11 protein-coding genes are annotated in these 17073 nt (G+C 47.5%); 8 read left to right on the top strand and 3 right to left on the bottom strand.

Annotation, left to right across the window (positions count from 1 at the left end):
- Nucleotides 1–81 precede the first annotated feature (81 nt).
- Nucleotides 82–717 carry a tetratricopeptide repeat protein gene (locus tag QUA25_RS27345; protein ID WP_333042711.1) on the top strand — a complete coding sequence of 212 codons (636 nt, stop codon included), beginning with the start codon at nt 82–84 and terminating at the stop codon, nt 715–717.
- Nucleotides 718–748: 31 nt separating this feature from the next.
- Here the strand turns inward: QUA25_RS27345 and QUA25_RS27340 are convergent, their stop codons facing one another.
- On the bottom strand, nt 749–1336 hold the full coding sequence (locus tag QUA25_RS27340) for a hypothetical protein (RefSeq protein ID WP_333042710.1): 588 nt from the start codon (nt 1334–1336) through the stop codon (nt 749–751).
- A 66-nt stretch (nt 1337–1402) separates the two neighbouring features.
- Here QUA25_RS27340 and QUA25_RS27335 point away from each other — a divergent pair, with 66 nt between their 5' ends.
- Together QUA25_RS27335 and QUA25_RS27330 are read left to right on the top strand one after the other, a co-directional pair.
- Entirely contained in the window at nt 1403–2980 is a 1578-nt protein-coding gene (locus QUA25_RS27335) for an NAD(P)/FAD-dependent oxidoreductase (protein WP_333042713.1), read from the top strand.
- Between the two features lie 319 nt (nt 2981–3299).
- On the top strand, nt 3300–5066 hold the full coding sequence (locus tag QUA25_RS27330; RefSeq protein WP_333042709.1) for an NFACT RNA binding domain-containing protein: 1767 nt from the start codon (nt 3300–3302) through the stop codon (nt 5064–5066).
- Nucleotides 5067–5533: 467 nt separating this feature from the next.
- Here the strand turns inward: QUA25_RS27330 and QUA25_RS27325 are convergent, their stop codons facing one another.
- Complete coding sequence (locus QUA25_RS27325) at nt 5534–7621, bottom strand: iron uptake porin (RefSeq protein ID WP_333042708.1); 2088 nt, start codon at nt 7619–7621, stop codon at nt 5534–5536.
- 299 nt (nt 7622–7920) lie between these two features.
- Here QUA25_RS27325 and QUA25_RS27320 point away from each other — a divergent pair, with 299 nt between their 5' ends.
- From QUA25_RS27320 to QUA25_RS27305, 4 genes are all read left to right on the top strand, one after another.
- Nucleotides 7921–9087 (top strand): glycosyltransferase, encoded by a 1167-nt coding sequence (locus QUA25_RS27320; protein ID WP_333042707.1) that lies wholly within the window; start codon nt 7921–7923, stop codon nt 9085–9087.
- A gap of 243 nt (nt 9088–9330) precedes the next feature.
- Nucleotides 9331–10062 carry a sugar transferase gene (locus QUA25_RS27315; RefSeq protein ID WP_190663127.1) on the top strand — a complete coding sequence of 244 codons (732 nt, stop codon included), beginning with the start codon at nt 9331–9333 and terminating at the stop codon, nt 10060–10062.
- A 455-nt stretch (nt 10063–10517) separates the two neighbouring features.
- Nucleotides 10518–11549 (top strand): GDP-mannose 4,6-dehydratase, encoded by a 1032-nt coding sequence (gmd, locus tag QUA25_RS27310; protein ID WP_333042705.1) that lies wholly within the window; start codon nt 10518–10520, stop codon nt 11547–11549.
- 408 nt (nt 11550–11957) lie between these two features.
- The gene (locus QUA25_RS27305) at nt 11958–12902 is read left to right on the top strand and encodes a GDP-L-fucose synthase (protein WP_333042703.1); all 945 of its coding nucleotides are present in this window, start codon (nt 11958–11960) and stop codon (nt 12900–12902) included.
- A 365-nt stretch (nt 12903–13267) separates the two neighbouring features.
- On the opposite strand, the gene QUA25_RS27300 is transcribed toward QUA25_RS27305, so the two are convergent.
- A complete protein-coding gene (locus tag QUA25_RS27300; RefSeq protein ID WP_333042701.1) occupies nt 13268–13399 on the bottom strand; it encodes a hypothetical protein in 132 nt (43 codons plus the stop codon).
- A gap of 184 nt (nt 13400–13583) precedes the next feature.
- On the opposite strand from QUA25_RS27300, the gene QUA25_RS27295 reads away from it, so the two are divergent.
- Nucleotides 13584–16811, top strand: a complete 3228-nt coding sequence (locus tag QUA25_RS27295) for an efflux RND transporter permease subunit (RefSeq protein WP_333042699.1) — start codon at nt 13584–13586, stop codon at nt 16809–16811.
- The last annotated feature ends 262 nt before the right edge of the window (nt 16812–17073 follow it).

The raw sequence follows: 17073 nt of genomic DNA, 5'->3' as shown, positions 1-17073 counted from the left end.
AAGTTACATTATCCGATATGAGGAATTGGTTTACTCACTGCTGTTATTGTACCTCATCTATCTGAGAAACGCTATACTACTTTGACTAATATCGGTGGGGTCTACAACAGCATTTCTCAGCCGCAAGAAGCTTTGAAATACTTGAACCAAGCTTTACCGATTATGCAGGAAGTCGGTAATCGCTCTGGGGAAGCTGCTACTTTGATTAATATCGGTTCAGTCTACGACAGCATTTCTGGGCAGCAAAAAGCTTTGAAATACTATAACCAAGCTTTACCAATTATGCGGGAAGTCGGTAATCGCTCTGGGGAAGCTGCTACTTTGAATAATATCGGTTTAGTCTACAACAATATTTCTCAACCACAAGAGGCTTTGAAATACTATAACCAAGCTTTACCAATTATGCGGGAAGTGGGCGATAGCTTTGGGGAAGCTGCTACTTTGACTAATATCGGTGCAGTCTACCGCAGCGTTTGTCAACCACAAGAGGCATTGAAATACTTGAACCAAGCTTTACCTATTAGGCGGGAAGTGGGCGATCGCTCTGGGGAAGCTGCTACTTTGAGTCATATCGGTTTAGTCTACAACAGCATTTCTCAGCCGCAAGAAGCATTGAAATACTATAACCAAGCTTTGGTAATTGCGCGAAAAATAGGCGATCGCACGCTGGAAGCTACTATTTTGGATAATATCAAAGCAATGAACAAAAGCAATTGAAAGTATAACCTGCTCATTTATGAGTCACAGCTTACACTCTCCCCCACAAAGCCAATCCACCGCCCCTTCCCCTAGCCGCAATTATCCCATCTTCCACCAGAAAATATGCAAAAAAGGCCTGCTTCCCCACACTCAAACTAAAAAATTCCGTCTCCCGTGATTCACCACCGCGAATAAATCCTTGATACACAGTTTTACCCAACAATTGCACAGTAATTCTGGTAAAATCAAAAGCTAAAATATTTTTATTAACCAAAAACCTAGTCGGCCCGGAAAGAGTTAGTGCGATCGCCCCAACTTGCACCGAATTCTCCACCCTGCCAATTTCGCTATGCGCTTCCCCTTCCGCCACAGGTTCAGCCGAATAAGCAATTTGAATTTTCGCAATCCACTGAGGGATGTAACGTCCCGCACCCAAGACAATTCCCGCTTTTTGTCGAGTCTTTTTCGTGCCGGTGATAAAGCAGAGTTGCCAGTTGCCGATTAATTGCTCGAAACAATAGCGAGTTTTGGTTTTTTTCGCGCTTTTCTCAGCTTCTAGGAGGGCGGTAACTACGGCATTGGAAGATGGTTTAGAATTAGATTTAGCTGCTTGTTCTAGAATAGATATATTTTCCATTTAATATACAAACCAGTTTTATTGTTGGTAACAGAGATAATATTAGCTGATGTAGCGGAGAAAAACATGGTTGCGATCGCCCCCACAGACACAGAAATCATCGTCATCGGCAGCGGAATAGGCGGCTTGACTTGCGCTGCAATGCTGGCCCGCTATGGCTTTGAGGTTGTGGTTTGCGAAAGCCATTCGATCGCGGGCGGGGCCGCACACGGTTTTGAACGCGGCGGATTTAGCTTCGACTCCGGGCCCTCCCTGTACTCAGGATTATCCTACAGCCCGTCTGCCAATCCGCTGCGGCAAGTTTTGGATGCCATCGGCGAAAAACTCCCCTGCATCACCTACGATACCTGGGGTTGCTGTTTGCCAGAAGGCGATTTCGACACCTCCGTCGGTGCGAGTCAATTTGCCGAAGTGCTCGCACAACTGCGCGGCGCGGCAGCAGTCGCCGAATGGCGGCAACTCCAGCGCATCATGGAACCCTACGCCAAAGCTGCCACAGCCTTGCCCTCCCTGGCTTTGCGCTTCGATTTGGGCGCTGTTTTTACCCTCGGCCAATTTGCGCCGGCTTTCCTGCAAAGTGCTGGCGACGCGATCGCACTTGCAGGCCCTTTCAGCAAAATTATGGACAAAAATGTCAAAGATCCGTTTGTCCGAAATTGGCTGAATTTGTTGTGTTTCCTGCTGTCTGGACTTCCCGCCGACGGAACGATCGCAGCCGAAGTCGCTTTCATGTTCGCCGACTGGTATCGCCCCAATGCAGTTTTAGACTATCCGATCGGCGGTAGTGCAGCTTTGGTAAACGCCCTGGTACGCGGTTTAGAGCGCCACGGAGGGCAGTTGCTGCTAAATTCCCACGTTGCAGAAGTTTTGGTCGAAAACAACCGGGCTGCCGGCGTGCGGCTGCGATCGGGCAAAATTATTCGATCGCACAAAGCCGTCGTCTCCAACGCTTCCGTTTGGGATACGCTGAAACTGTTGCCTGAAACCTCTGTCCCGCAAAGGTTTCGGCAACAGCGGCAGGCGACGCCCGAGTGCGACAGCTTCATGCACCTGCATCTGGGAATTGATGCAGCCGGAGTGCGATCGGACTTGGCTTGTCACTACATCTTCGTCAAAGACTGGGAAATGGGCGTTTCGGCCCCTCAGAACGTCGTTCTCGTCTCGATTCCCTCCCTGCTCGACCCCGACCTCGCGCCTCCGGGAAAGCACGTCATTCACGCATATACCCCCGGAAACGAGCCTTACGATTTGTGGCAAAAGCTCGTGAAGCGAAGCTATCCCGTAGGGAATCGCACCAGCGAAGAGTACAAGCTGCAAAAACAAGCGCGCGCCGAGGCGATGTGGTTCGCCTTAGAGAGAATTATCCCCGATATTCGATCGCGCTGCGAAGTCACCTTAGTTGGGACACCCCTAACCCACGAACGGTTTTTGCGCCGCCATCGCGGTTCCTACGGGCCGGGAATTCGGGCGGGTAGCGGCTTGTTTCCCGGGCCGAGAACGCCTTTGGCGGGGCTGTTTTGCTGCGGAGATTCGACGTTTCCGGGAATTGGTTTGCCCGCTGTTGCTGCTAGCGGGGCGATCGCAGCCAATACGATCGCACCTTTGTACAAACATTTGCAATTGATTGGAGAAGTTATTAGTTAGTTGTTATTATAGCCTTTCTTAGTAACATCAGGTGCTCTCGGATATAGGGCATAGGGCATAGGGCATAGGGCATACCTCACTTTATTGAGAACTGCTATAGATCTTTCCCCTAATTCTTGTGAAACAGTCACCGTGGCTGTTCAAAACCTGCTTTTTAGGAGATGCCTATTAGTTATTTGTTATTTGTTAACGAAATTATTGAAGAGCTTTCCTAGGGAAAGACGGACAGCAAGAGTAAACAATAATTTTATATAATTAGTAAAATGTGACCGATATCTGTCAGCATAGAAATAGATAGTTCGATCGCCCTGAGAATACCGTGCAACCCGTAGACTTTACAACTTTAACCGCCACTTGCAGCGAACTGCGAGCCCAATGGCTGCCAGCGCGCTTAGAACAAGTCTACCAGCGCGATCGCTTCACCGTGTCCCTGGCCCTCCGCACCATGAAAGGGCGCGGTTGGATAGACCTTTCCTGGCATCCTGTGGCCGCCCGCATCTGCGTCGGCGACCCCCCGCCCCGCATTCCCGACACCTTCACCTTCAGCGAACAACTGCGGCACCAACTCAGCGGTTTAGCCTTAGTTTCCATCGCCCCTGTTGCATCCTGGGAAAGAGTCATCGACTTGCAATTCGCCAAACGCCCCGGAGAACCCGCCCTCTGGCACCTCTACGCCGAAATCATGGGCAAATACAGCAACGTCATCCTCACCGCCCAAGACAACCTCGTTGTCACCTGCGCCCACCAAGTCAGCGCCAAACAGTCCACCGTCCGTCCCATCCAAACCGGGCAACCCTACGAAATGCCCCCGTCTTTGACCGATGCAGTGCCGAGTCTGAGCGAATCTCAAAACCGCTGGCAATCACGAATTAGCCTGGTTCCTGGGCAATTAAAGGGCAATCTGTTGAAGAATTACCGAGGGATGAGTAAAGCCTTAGTTTTGTCAATGATTCGATCGGCTTCTTTAGACCCCGAACAATCCACCGACAGCCTGAATCCCGACGACTGGCAGCAACTATTCCAGCGCTGGCTATACTGGCTGCAATGCCTAGAAAACTCTAAATTTCACCCGAGTTTTACCCCCGAAGGCTACACGGTAATCGATTGGCCCGCACCAGATGCAAAAGAGGCAGAAACTGCAAACGAATCTAACTCCTCTGTTGCTTCTTCCTTCTCTTCGGTTCAAGAATTACTTAACAGCTACTACACAGGCGAAATCAATCAAGAAGTATTCGCCCAACTGCGGCATCAGCTTACCCAAAAACTCAACAACGTCTTAGCCAAACTGCGCCTCAAAGCCAACACATTTAAAGAACGCTTGCAGCAATCTGCAGACGCAGACACCCACAAATCCCAAGCCGACTTGCTGATGGCCAATTTGCAGCATTGGGAACCGGGAATGAAATCAATTTCTCTCCCCGACTTTGAAACCGAGAAACCAGTTATCATTTCCCTAAACCCGGAAAAAAACGCCGTTCAAAACGCTCAAGCCCTCTACAAAAAACACCAAAAACTTAAAAGAGCCCGCATTGCAGTAGAACCTTTGTTAGCCGCCGTACAGGAAGAAATCGACTATTTAGAACAAGTTGAAGTCGCACTTTCTGTCTTGGAAACCTACCGCAACACCCAAGATTTGCAAACCCTCGCCGAAATCCGCGAAGAACTGATCCAGCAAAAATATCTAGACGTACCAGATTACCGCAGTACCGACAAAAATGCTGCGATCGAATTTCACCGCTACCAAACCCCCAGCGGCTTTGAATTATTAATCGGGCGCAACAATCGCCAAAACGACCAACTCACTTTTCGCACCGCCAACGACTACGACTTGTGGTTCCACACCCTAGAGATTCCCGGAAGCCACGCTTTGCTGCGTCTCAAACCCGGTACAGTTGCTGAAGAAACCGATTTGCAATTTGCCGCTGACATGACTGCTTACTACAGTCGCGCCCGCCACAGCGAACAAGTTCCGGTGGTTTATACAGAACCGAAATATGTATACAAGCCCAAAGGCGCAAAACCGGGTATGGTGGTATACAAGCAGGAGCGAATTGTCTGGGGTAGACCGCAGCAAGCTCCGGCTTGATTTATATAAAGTGATAATTAAGGGCTGAGCGGCAATCGAAACCTCGTTTTTACGCAAAATAACCTGTTTGCAACCGATAAACCCCGGGTTTTTGAATCGGCTTGATTATACAAAGTGACCGGGAGTGCGATCGTCCTAAAAATTAAAATGCGTCTGTAATGTAAAGTTTTATTACACAAAATTAAATTTTGTTGTTATAGTACCACTTAAGAGAGATGATATTTCTTTGAGAACCCGCTGCAAATAAACGTGCAACTTGGGTTTCCTCACTGTGAGAACAACACTGTGGGAACACAACGGATTTAACTATTTTTGCAGACCAGCTTTAGCTAAAGCTGGTCGTTTCTGTTTAAACATTAAACTTAAACATTAAACCCCAGCTCGGACAATTTTAGATTGGCGATTTTAGATTTTAGATTAAAACTGCCAATCTCAAATCTAAAATCTAAAATCCCCAAGGGCTGCTCCTAGAAAGTAAACGTCGTTCTGACAACCCCAATCACCAAATCAGAATTATTCTTATTGTGGTCGGGAGCCGTCAGCCAAATCAGCCCAGGAGTGATAGAAATATTATCGCTCAACTTAAACTGATAAAAACCTTCAACGTGCAGCGAAGTATCCTTATCTTCCGGCAAAGTTCGATTAGTAGAACTCGTTACCCGCGGCTCCATACCTACGACAATTCCCGCCACATTTCCTTCTTTGAGCAAATCGGGAAAAGCCAAAGTAACTGCCCAGTTCCAGATTTTTTGATCCCCCCTCTGCACAGAACCCGTAGGAGTAGTCAAGTTGGATAAAATGCGCTGGTTGGTGTAACCCGCCCAACCGCCAATTGCAAATCTCCGATTTAACTGCCACGAAGCTTGCGCCCCGTAGGAATTGCTAGAAACTGGCATATTGCTATCGCTGTCGAGCCCGAAGGAAGCGAGACGCACCGGGAAATTAGAAGCATTGCTGCCGGTACCGGTAACAAAGTTGTAGGAATTAACGTAAGTTAAACCTAAAGCAATGCTGTCGCTCGGTGTAAAAGTCAACTGAGCCAAACCGCCGTAAGAGCCGTTAAACAAACCATTTCCCCGCGTCGGGTCCGCAGCATTGCCGGCCATATATCCCAAACTCAGTTCGAGTTTTTCCCCAAACTGATGCCGCATAGCGATGCCAGAACCGCCAATCAAATAGTAAATTGGGTTGCGAGTACCGAAGTTAGAAAGAGCGCCGTAGCTGCCGTCTCCGTCAAAGTAAGGGTTGACAGTGTTAACAAAATCATCAGCAGCGCCAGCATTAGCTTCGAGAATTACAGTAGTGCTTTTGCCGAGAGGGAATTGGTAAAGCAGCGCATCTAAACCTACCGTATTGCTAGCCTCGGCAAAAGGCCCGGCATTAAACCGCAATTCCCCTTCAGCGGTTTTCGTATTATTAGTAGAAAACGAACCCAAATTTAAAACTTGCAATCGAGTTCTCAGCAAATCTTCTCCAGAGAAACTCGTATCGAAATTGATCCGAACCCTGCTGCCAAAAGCCGTGGTTTTATCAGCTTCGCGGCCCTCGGCATCATCTCCCCTGGCGATACCCGCCAAACCAAATATCACTTCGCCGTTGAGTTTAGTCGTAGTCGAAAACTGATTTGCTTCTAATTCAGAGGTACGCGCTTCCAAAGCATCGACGCGGCCGCGCAAAGTTGCCAATTCCGCCGCAAATTCTTCTTGCAACCTTTGCACAGAAGCCAAATCTTCTCGCGTCGCCAGATTTCTGGAACCGCCTTGAATTAGCTCGGTAACTTTATCCAAACACGCATTTAAACCCGCTGCAAACTCGTAGCGAGTCATCGCCCGGTTGCCGCGAAAAGTGCCGTCAGGATAGCCAGCTATGCACCCGTAGCGCTCTACTAGGGATTGCAAAGCTTGAAAAGCCCAATCGGTTGGTCGCACGTCGGAAAGTTGCGACACAGATGTTACTTGGCCGGCCGCATCTTCGCTGCTACTGCCTTCTGTGCTGTATTGGTTGATTTGTTCTAAAACATTAGACTGTGCTTGAGGTTGGACACTTGAATCAGTGGATTGCGAAATCTGATCGGGCTGTGCGGCGGGTTTTTCTGCGTTTAAATTAGCCAGTGGTGCGGGGGGTTGCGTTTCGCTTAAGTTTGCGGGCGCTACTGCGGGGATTTGCTCAGCGACAGGTTGTTCGGGACTTAAATTTGCGGGCGCTACTGCGGGTTTGGTTTCGCCTAAATCTGTTGCTGCAACTTCCGGTGCTTTTGCTTGTTCGGCAACTGGGGCGATCGCATCGTTAGTGAAGCCCTCGTAGAGGCTCGCACTTTCTTTCTCAATAGTTTCAACAGTTGATTTGCTAGCTAGTGACGCTGGTTCGGCTGTCTCAGGCTTTGCTGTCTCAGACTTGGCTGCCTCGGTTGCAGCACCTGCTAATTGCAGATTAGCTGGACCTGCAGCGCCAATTTCTAGAGGTTGCTCTGCGGCTAGGGCTGTCGAAGATACTAATAAACTTGCTGCCAATACAGCGGGACTAACTAAAAGTCCCTTCCACAAAAATTTGGACATTTTTCCTCACACCACATTGAGCCGATCGCCCGTTCCAAAGATTTAGGCGTCAGCAAATCACCTTCAGTATTGAGCCTAATAGTATTTATTGTCAACTATCGGGGAAATCACTGCCGGAGAGAGCAGTTTGGCTGTGGTTGATTTGACAAAAACTCCGTTTATTCCCAAAATCCTTGGTTTGAGCTAAATACCTACATAGAAACCTGGTTGATGGCTGGATATTGCGTAAGTTATCCCTCAGTAAGACTAATATTGACAGCACTGGCGCTAACAAATCGTTTGATCGGCTACAAATACAAGTGAAAAAACTCAAATACGCCCTAGTTCACGAATGGTTGACGCCCTTAGCTACTGGCGGTTCAGAACTCGTAGTACAGGAAATTCTCAAACACGTAGACGAGGCAGATGTCTATGCCCTCATCGACTTTGAATCAGCCAATCCCGAAAGCTATCTTTTCGGGCGACAGATTGGCACAACATTTTTGCAGCACTTTCCCAAGGCCCGCAGCGGCGTCCAAAAATATTTGCCATTTCTGCCTTTGGCGATCGAACAACTAGATCTGCGAGAATACGACATCCTCCTCTCATCCTCCCACGCCGTCGCCAAAGGCATCCTCAGCAGTCCCCAGCAACTGCACGTCTGCTACTGCCATACTCCCATGCGCTACGCTTGGGACTTAACTTTTGACTATTTGCGTAGCAGCAAAGCCGGACGGGGCATCCCGGGGCTGCTGACGCGATATTTGTTGCATCGACTGCGACAGTGGGACGTAATTTCCGCCAATCGCGTTGATTATTTCATCGCTAACTCTCAACACACTGCGCGCCGAATTTGGCGCTGCTATCGGCGGCGGGCCGAGGTGATTTATCCCCCGGTAAATATCCAGCGATTTTCCTTGATGCGGCAAAAACAAGACTTTTACGTCACAGTTTGTCGGTTGGTAAGTTACAAAAACGTAAGTGCGATCGTCCAAGCATTCAATCAACTCGGGCATACTCTAATTGTCATCGGCACCGGGCCAGAATTAGAAATGATTCGGCAAATCGCCAAACCCAACGTGCAAGTGCTCGGCTGGCAGCCCGCTTCGATAGTGGAAAAGTACATGGCCGAGGCGAAAGCCTTTGTATATGCAGCTTGCGAAGATTTTGGCATAGCTTTGGTAGAGGCTCAAGCTTGCGGAACACCAGTAATTTCCTATGCAGCAGGGGGCGCTTTGGAGACAGTGCTCGACATTCGCCAACACCCAGAGACAGGGACTGGTTTATTTTTTTCCTCCCAAACCGCAGCAGCATTAGTCGAAGCTGTCAAGGAATTTGAACAGTTGCAAGGCAAATTTCGGCCAGAAATCTGCAGGTTGCGCGCTGAACAGTTTGCCCCCGAAGTTTTTGGGCAGCGCTATCTAGCTTTTGTGGAACGCTGCTATCAGGAATTTCACTCCCGTGATTTTACCGAGTTTGGGGCTTGAGAGTGCCAGAACCCGATAGCGGGACAATCTTCCTTCTGCCTTTGTATAAGTGCCTTCAGAAGACCTCTGCATAAGTGCCTTGTGCCTTTTTCCTTCTGCCACCAGAAGCCCTCTTCCTTCTTCCTTCTGCCTTTTGAAGCCTTCAGAAGGCAGAAAATTGAGTATTGGAAACATAATTGAGAGAACAAAGCGTCTTGAGGCTTTATGATCAGGACTGTGTGTGGTGTGAAGTGAAGGAGTAAGATGACTGCCGACAGCCAACTAATCTCCGGCAAGGTAATTCGAGCGATCGCAAGACGCGGTTTTGGGTCTGTCCTGCAAGGAGATAGACGCATAAGTCGTTCTCTACAGAGCCTCGACGGAGAACTTTTCAAGCGGTTATTTGACATCCTGTTTTCCTTATCGGTTCTGATCCTGTTTGCTCCGGTTTACCTGCTTTTGGCTTTCTTAATCGCCTTAAGCTCGCCCGGTCCTATTTTTTACGTACAGGAACGAGTAGGCAAAAACCGTAAAAGGTTTTATTGCCTTAAATTCAGAACGATGGTGGAAAATGCGGACGATATATTGCTGGAAATCATGGAAAATTCTCCGCATTTGCGTCAAGAGTTTGAGGACAATTTCAAGCTGAAACAAGACCCTCGAATTACCTGGATTGGAAGATTTTTACGAATGACCAGTTTAGACGAGTTTCCCCAGTTTTGGAATGTTTTAAAAGGAGATATGAGCGTCGTCGGACCCAGACCTTTAGTTGAAGAAGAACTGCCGAGATACGGCCGTCATATCAACAAAATTCTCACCATAAGGCCTGGAATTACAGGCTTGTGGCAAGTGTCCGGTCGCAACGACATTCCGTATCCCCGCCGAGTCCAAATCGACCTCTATTACGCAAATGACAAAAACCTTTGGATGGATATGTGGATTGTTTTCAAAACAATTGGAGTTGTGATTTTTCCCAAAAATAACGGCGCATATTAATTTTTGTCCGCAGTCAGCAATCGGTAGTTAGTTTTATTTGTTACTGACCACTGATGCTGACTACTGACAATCAGCGACAAACTCTTTGTCAAAACTAAACAGTTCCTGGATGCCATCGAAGAATTGTGAGCTTAACTAAAGGGGCAAATACTTAAATAAACCTATCTCTTATTCATCTAGAAAGATCAGTTATTCTAGATAGACTACTTTAGGTTTAGGTGTTAAACTTAACTCTATAACCTTTGGCTTAAGGGGGATAGCCTACTTATCTTGGGATAGCCCACTACCCAACAGCGTAGGAAGTAAACTTCAACTGGCTTTAGATAACTAAAGTTAAGTTTGAGTAAGTTTTATAAAGCAGTTAACGTAGAGTTTGAGAATACGGCCGGCAGGGAGCAACAGCCTCTGCCAAAAAATTTATTGTGAATTAACACAGCCTGTCAAAGGAAAATCAGATGACGCAACGTAAGCGAGCGCTAATAACAGGTATTACAGGTCAAGACGGCTCCTACTTGAGCGAATTACTGTTAGAGAAAGGATATGAAGTTCACGGCATTATCCGGCGCAGTTCTAGTTTCAATACCGATCGAATTGACCACATCTATGTCGATCCTCACAGCGAGGGTGCGCGCCTGTTTCTACACTACGGCGACTTGACGGACGGCACCACTCTCCGCCGGATATTGGAAGAAGTTCAGCCGGTAGAAATTTATAACTTAGGCGCTCAATCTCACGTTCGAGTCAGTTTTGACTCGCCGGAATATACGGTTGACACAGTAGGGATGGGAGTATTGCGGCTGCTAGAAGCAATTCGGGACTATCAGCACCGCACCGGCATAGAAGTGCGGTTCTATCAAGCAGGTTCTTCGGAAATGTTTGGTTTGGTACAGGAAGTTCCGCAGAAGGAAACAACTCCTTTTTATCCCAGAAGCCCTTACGCCTGCGCTAAAGTTTACGGGCACTGGCAAACAGTAAATTATCGCGAATCTTACGGACTTTTTGCCTGCAACGGCATTTTGTTCAATCACGAATCTCCCCGCCGTGGCGAAACTTTTGTAACTCGCAAAATTACTCGCGCCGTTGCCAGAATAGTCGCCGGCAAGCAGAAAAAGATTTACTTGGGCAATCTCGATTCTAAGCGAGACTGGGGCTATGCTAAAGACTACGTGCGGGCGATGTGGCTGATGCTGCAACAAGACAAGCCTGACGATTATGTCATTGCTACCAACGAGACTCATTCTATTAAGGAATTTCTCGATTTGGCTTTTACTTACGTCAATTTAGATTGGCAAAAATATGTAGAGTTTGACGAACGCTACTTGCGGCCGGCCGAAGTCGAACTTTTGATTGGCGATTCGACTAAGGCGCGCCAGCAATTAAATTGGGAACCTTCTGTAACTTTTCAGGAGTTAGTACATTTAATGGTAGATGCTGACATGAAAGCTTTAGACCAGCAAGGTCGAGGTTCGGGCAACGGATTTGATTAAGTCGCTAAACCAAGCCGTCAATGCGAACAATTTGTAGGGGTAGGGCCCCGTGTCTACCCCTTTGGCGAAAGGCGTGCACCGGAGGATTGCCCCTGCACACACTTCACAACAGATGAGAGGGTTGTTACAGCTATTAGCGTAGGGCGATCGGCATTCAAAGAACCAGCTTAATTGCTCGCAAAATTTTCGGCTGTGCGGGCTAAAAAAAACATTAAAATGATTGTTGGGGAGTCGCGACCCCTATATCTAACTTTCGGGTGTGCACGGCGCAAATTGTCCCTATCTACCGCAGCTAAAACAAATGTGTGGGCAACCTCATCCTGTAGCTGAAAGCTTTTTTTGCTAAAGCAACAATTTTAGAATTGAAATTGTCGATCGACCTTTATTCAAAATCCCGAGGCTAAAATTATGACCAGCTTGGATTTAAGCAGCAAAAGTATTCTAGTCACGGGCGGCGCCGGTTTCTTGGGCCGTCAGGTAATCGACCAGCTAGTGAAAGCAGGGGCCGATGCTGATAAAATTTCGGTGACTCGATCGCGCGACTGCGACCTTCGCGTCATGGAAAACTGCAAGCGCGCCGCCGAAAAACAAGATATTATCATTCACCTCGCCGCCCACGTCGGCGGCATCGGCTTAAACCTAGTCAAACCCGCTGAATTATTTTACGATAATTTGATGATGGGCGCGCAATTAATCCACGCCGCCTACGAAGCAGGAGTCGAAAAATTTGTCTGCGTAGGCACTATTTGCGCTTATCCCAATTTAACCCCAGTTCCTTTCAAAGAAGACGACCTGTGGAACGGCTATCCAGAGGTAACTAATGCACCTTACGGAGTAGCAAAAAAAGCCTTATTAGTGCAACTGCAATCCTACCGCCAGCAGTACGGATTCAACGGTATCTACTTGCTACCAGTAAATCTGTACGGCCCAGAAGATAACTTTGACCCGAAAAGTTCCCACGTCATCCCCGCATTAATTCGCAAAGTCTACGAAGCGCAAGAAAGGGGAGACAAAACACTGCCCGTTTGGGGCGACGGCAGCCCTAGCCGCGAGTTTTTGTATTCCACAGATGCCGCCCGAGGAATTGTGATGGCAACGCAAGATTACAGTGAATCTGACCCGGTTAATTTGGGAACGAATAGCGAAGTTAAAATTCGCGATTTAGTGGAAACGATTTGCGAATTGATGGGATTTGAGGGAGAAATTGTTTGGGAAACAGACAAGCCGAACGGTCAGCCGCGCCGCTGTTTGGATACCCAAAGGGCTAAGGAAAAGTTTGGTTTTGTGGCGGAGGTGAAGTTTAAGGAAGGGTTGAAAAATACGATTGAGTGGTATCGAAAACACGCAGTTTAAGTGTGAAAAACCCGGTTTCTTCCTGAAACCGGGTTTTTTGAGGAAAGGTGGTGAATGGCAGTAAATCAGTAGAAAGAACTTGTTAGTAAAGCTGGCTCTTCCTTACTTAGTGTGCCAAACGATTAGTTTAAGTAGTGAAAACTAAAGCTATGTATGAATCGAAGGAAAAAATGGCTCCAAATTAACTAAAGTAAGACTGGAAAACCTTGCTGTGTAAAAATTTAGGCTATTAATTTCAGATAAATGAGCACACGAAGTACGGAATATCCGGCATATTTAGATTTCCATACCGTAAATCCGCAACGCCGAATAAGAATGGAGGGGCGGGTTTTACAAACCATCTGTGGGTAAGACCAACAATATAGTCAACCCACCCCCACGATAGCGGTAAATCGCAATTGCTTTCGATCGATAAAAAAGCCGATCGCAATTTCTGTCAATCTGCGTTTTGGGCGATCGACTACCTCTAAAGGAATATTCAAAAAAACATTTTTCACAATTTATTAAAATTTATTATACTACTTGTCAGGTGCGGAGCGTAAATACTCTCTCACTCCCTATACAAAATCAAGCCTGACCGAAAACAATTTGGTCACTAGCCCCGCGATTCATTCCTTTGCAGGCTGAGTGACGGTGTAAACTTTCCAATTCTAAAATCTAAAATCTAAAATCTAAAATCAAATGACAGCCGACAAACCCGGATTCAGCATTAGCGCGACCGCGATTCGCCGCCACATCGGCACCCTCATGCTGACACTTGCGATTATAGTCGTGGGCATTTTCTACATAACCCAACTGCCCGTTGACTTGCTGCCCTCCATCACCTATCCCCGCATCAGCGTGCGCTTAGACGCCCCCGGAGTCTCGCCAGAAGTTGCAGTTGACGAAATTACCCGCCCCCTCGAACAAGGACTTTCAGCAACAGAAGGAGTCACGCAAGTTTTTTCCCGCACGCGGGAAGGACAAGTCAGCGTCGATTTATTCTTCAGACCGGGCGGCGATATTGACCAGGCTCTTAATGACGCTACAGCCTCCGTCAACCGCATTCGCAACCGACTTCCCGATACGGTTGAATCGCCAAATCTGTTTAAATTTGACCCTTCTCAACAGCCGGTTTACGAATTTGCCCTGACTTCAGACTCGCGACAAGGGGTAGATTTGCGGGTATTTGCCGATGAAGAATTAGCCAGGGAAATTAACGTTATTCCCGGAGTAGCTTCCGTTGACGTTTCCGGCGGCGTTCAAGAAGAAATTCAAGTTAATATTGACCTGAACCGGCTGCAAAGTTTAGGAGTTAATCTTAACGACGTTTTTAATGCTTTGCGCGATCGCAATTTAGACACTTCCGGCGGCCGGCTGCGGCAAGAATCTAACGAACCGCTGACGCGCACAATCGGTCGCTTTAAAACAGCTTCTGAAATCGCCAATCTTTCCTTTCAAGTATCCGGTTCCAACCCGCCAAAACGAGTTTACCTGCGCGATTTTGCCCAAGTCAATGACGGCACAGAAGAACAGCGAGTAAAAGTTTTTCTCAATCAAAAACCTGCCGTTAAAATTAGCATCTTGAAACAGCCGGACGCCAACACGATTACTGTTGTAGACGGAGTGAAAAATCGCATCAAGGAAATGCAGGAGTCGGGCTTAATTTCGGGGGACATGACCGTAGTTACTACCTTAGATGAATCCAGATTTATCCGCAATTCCTTAGCCGATGTGGCGAATGCGGGGGTTTCAGGGGCAGTGCTGGCTGCGATCGCAGTTTTGTTCTTTTTAGGCTCCCTGAGACAAACCCTGATTATCTCTCTGACTATTCCTCTGTGTACTCTAGCAGCCATTATTTTAATGCGGCTGTTCGGTATGTCGCTGAATTTATTTAGTTTAGGCGGTTTAGCGCTAGGAATCGGTCAGGCGATCGATACCAGCGTAGTTATTTTAGAAAATATTGTAGTCGGTCTAGACAGCAACCCTCATCTGAAAAAAGGCAAAATAAAAGATCGAAAAGAACGCACGATAGAAGAGTCGGTAGAGCGGAGTGAAGAAGTAGAATCAGCAATGGTTGCCTCTACAGCGGCAAACTTAGTATCAGTGCTGCCATTTTTGCTGATCGGTGGCTTCTTTTCGCTGCTATTTAACGAATTGATTTTGACAATTAGCTTTGCAGTAGCAGCGTCTCTGCTAGTAGCTTTAACGGTAGTGCCGATGCTGACTTCTCGCTTGATGGGAATGTCTTATTCCAGCGGTATCAGTCAGTTCGGGCCGATAAAACATTTCAACCGCGGTTTTGAAAACGGCACGCGAGCCTACGGTTCAATGCTGTCAAAAGTGCTGGGTTTGCGGTTAATTATCATTGCCCTCGCTTTTGTAATTTTAGGTGGCGGCACTTGGGTGATGGTGGGAAAAATTCCCCAAGAAATTTTGCCAAGAGTTAATACAAGCCAAGCCAGATTATTTGCTTCATTTCCTCCGGGTACTAACTTGGAAATAAATCAAAAAGTGATTGCTGCTGTCGATAAAATTTTACTAGAACAGCCAGAAACAGAGTACACTTTAACGACAGCGGGAGGGCTGCTGTTCGGCAACAATACGGTTGAAAATTTGCTCCGGGGAAGCAGCACAATTACGCTCAAATCTGGTACCAATACCACCGATTTTACAGAAAGAATGACTGAGGAATTGAAAAAAATTGACCTTCCTAAAGGAACTCGTCTGCGGCTAGTTCCAGAATCGATTAGGGGTTTAGTTTTAACTAATTCTCCAGTGCGGGGTGGCGAAATTGATGTCGTGGTTCAGGGGGACACTGAAGAATCATTGCAGGAAGCAGGCAGTCAGATATTAAAAGCATTAGATGAGAAGGTAAAATTAGCCCGGTTTCGGCCGGAGGCAGACCCGCCGCAGTCAGAGGTACAAATTCGTCCAGACTGGGAAAGGGCTGCTGTGTACGGGCTGACAGCCCAAGATATTGGGGAGACAATTCAGACAGCAATTGAAGGTGCTGTTCCCACTCAGTTGCAGCGGGGAAACCGATTAATAGATGTGCGGGTGCAGTTCGATCGCACTTCTGTCAAATCTATTGCTCAACTCGGACAAATTCCATTATCGGGCAGCAATAACAGCATCATCCGTTTAAGCGACGTGGCAAATATTATTCTCGGCAAAGCGCCGGCAGAAATTCAGCGTCTCAATCAGCGGCAAGTTTTCTTAGTTGTCGGAAACTTGAATAAGGGTGCAAGTCTCGGCGATGCTGTCCAGCAAGTCGATGCAGTTTTATCAGAACTCAAGTTGCCGCGAGGAGTAAGAATTGTGCCGAGTGCGGCTGCTGAAACTAATGAGCAATTGCAAACTTCTCTCAAGCTTTTGGGAGGGTTGGCGACTTTTTTAGTGTTTGTAGCGATGGCGGTGCAGTACAATTCTTTGGTTGACCCGCTGGTGATTTTGCTGACAGTGCCGCTGGCGTTGGCGGCGGGAGTATTCGGGCTTTATGTGACCAAAACTGCGATCGGTGCGACGGTGATGATCGGTGCAATTTTGCTCGTGGGAATTATCGTGAATAACGGCATCATTATGGTGGAGTTGGCGAACCAAATTCGGGAAGATGAAGGAGTCGATCGCACAACAGCAATTCTCAGGGCGGCACCTCAGCGCTTGCGGCCGATTTTGATGACAACTATTACTACAGTTTTGGGTTTGTTTCCCCTAGCTTTGGGAATTGGAGAGGGTTCGGAATTCTTGCAACCGCTGGGTGTGGTGGTGTTTTCCGGTTTATCGCTGGCAACTTTGCTGACGCTGTTTATTATTCCCTGTTTCTATATTTTGCTGCACGACTTCTTTGGGATGTTTGCAGCGAAGAAGAAGCCGCAGGCGGTGGCTATTCCTGTGCAGAAGGCGGCGAGAAAGACTCCGAATTTGTAAAATGTAGGGTCAGCAAATACGCATTTTCCCGCAATCCGGCAGGGGTTTAAACCCCTGCCTCACAGCGAAAGTCGGTTAAAACCGACTGTAGATTTTGACGGAAAGTGCGATCGATTTCAGTCCTCTTTCAGAGGACTTTCGCTATGAGACAGGGAATTCATTCCCTGTCGGACTGTCGGACTTACAACCCACATTCCGCAGATATTCAAGGAGAGGTAAAGGAAGATAGATTCGGCAACAAGAAACTCCCAAACGATTGCCG

It is taken from the genome of Microcoleus sp. Pol17C6 (genome assembly GCF_036701145.1).
In the GTDB taxonomy this organism is placed as follows: Bacteria; Cyanobacteriota; Cyanobacteriia; order Cyanobacteriales; family Microcoleaceae; genus Microcoleus.
This window is presented reverse-complemented; position numbering and strand designations above follow the sequence as displayed.

Excerpts from the sequence above, each read along its gene's own strand:
- QUA25_RS27340 (WP_333042710.1), bottom strand. The coding sequence starts at position 1,336 with ATGGAAAATATATCTATTCTAGAACAAGCAGCTAAATCTAATTCTAAA.
- QUA25_RS27335 (WP_333042713.1), top strand. The coding sequence starts at position 1,403 with ATGGTTGCGATCGCCCCCACAGACACAGAAATCATCGTCATCGGCAGC.
- QUA25_RS27325 (WP_333042708.1), bottom strand. The coding sequence starts at position 7,621 with ATGTCCAAATTTTTGTGGAAGGGACTTTTAGTTAGTCCCGCTGTATTG.
- QUA25_RS27315 (WP_190663127.1), top strand. The coding sequence starts at position 9,331 with ATGACTGCCGACAGCCAACTAATCTCCGGCAAGGTAATTCGAGCGATC.
- gmd (WP_333042705.1), top strand. The coding sequence starts at position 10,518 with ATGACGCAACGTAAGCGAGCGCTAATAACAGGTATTACAGGTCAAGAC.
- QUA25_RS27305 (WP_333042703.1), top strand. The coding sequence starts at position 11,958 with ATGACCAGCTTGGATTTAAGCAGCAAAAGTATTCTAGTCACGGGCGGC.
- QUA25_RS27295 (WP_333042699.1), top strand. The coding sequence starts at position 13,584 with ATGACAGCCGACAAACCCGGATTCAGCATTAGCGCGACCGCGATTCGC.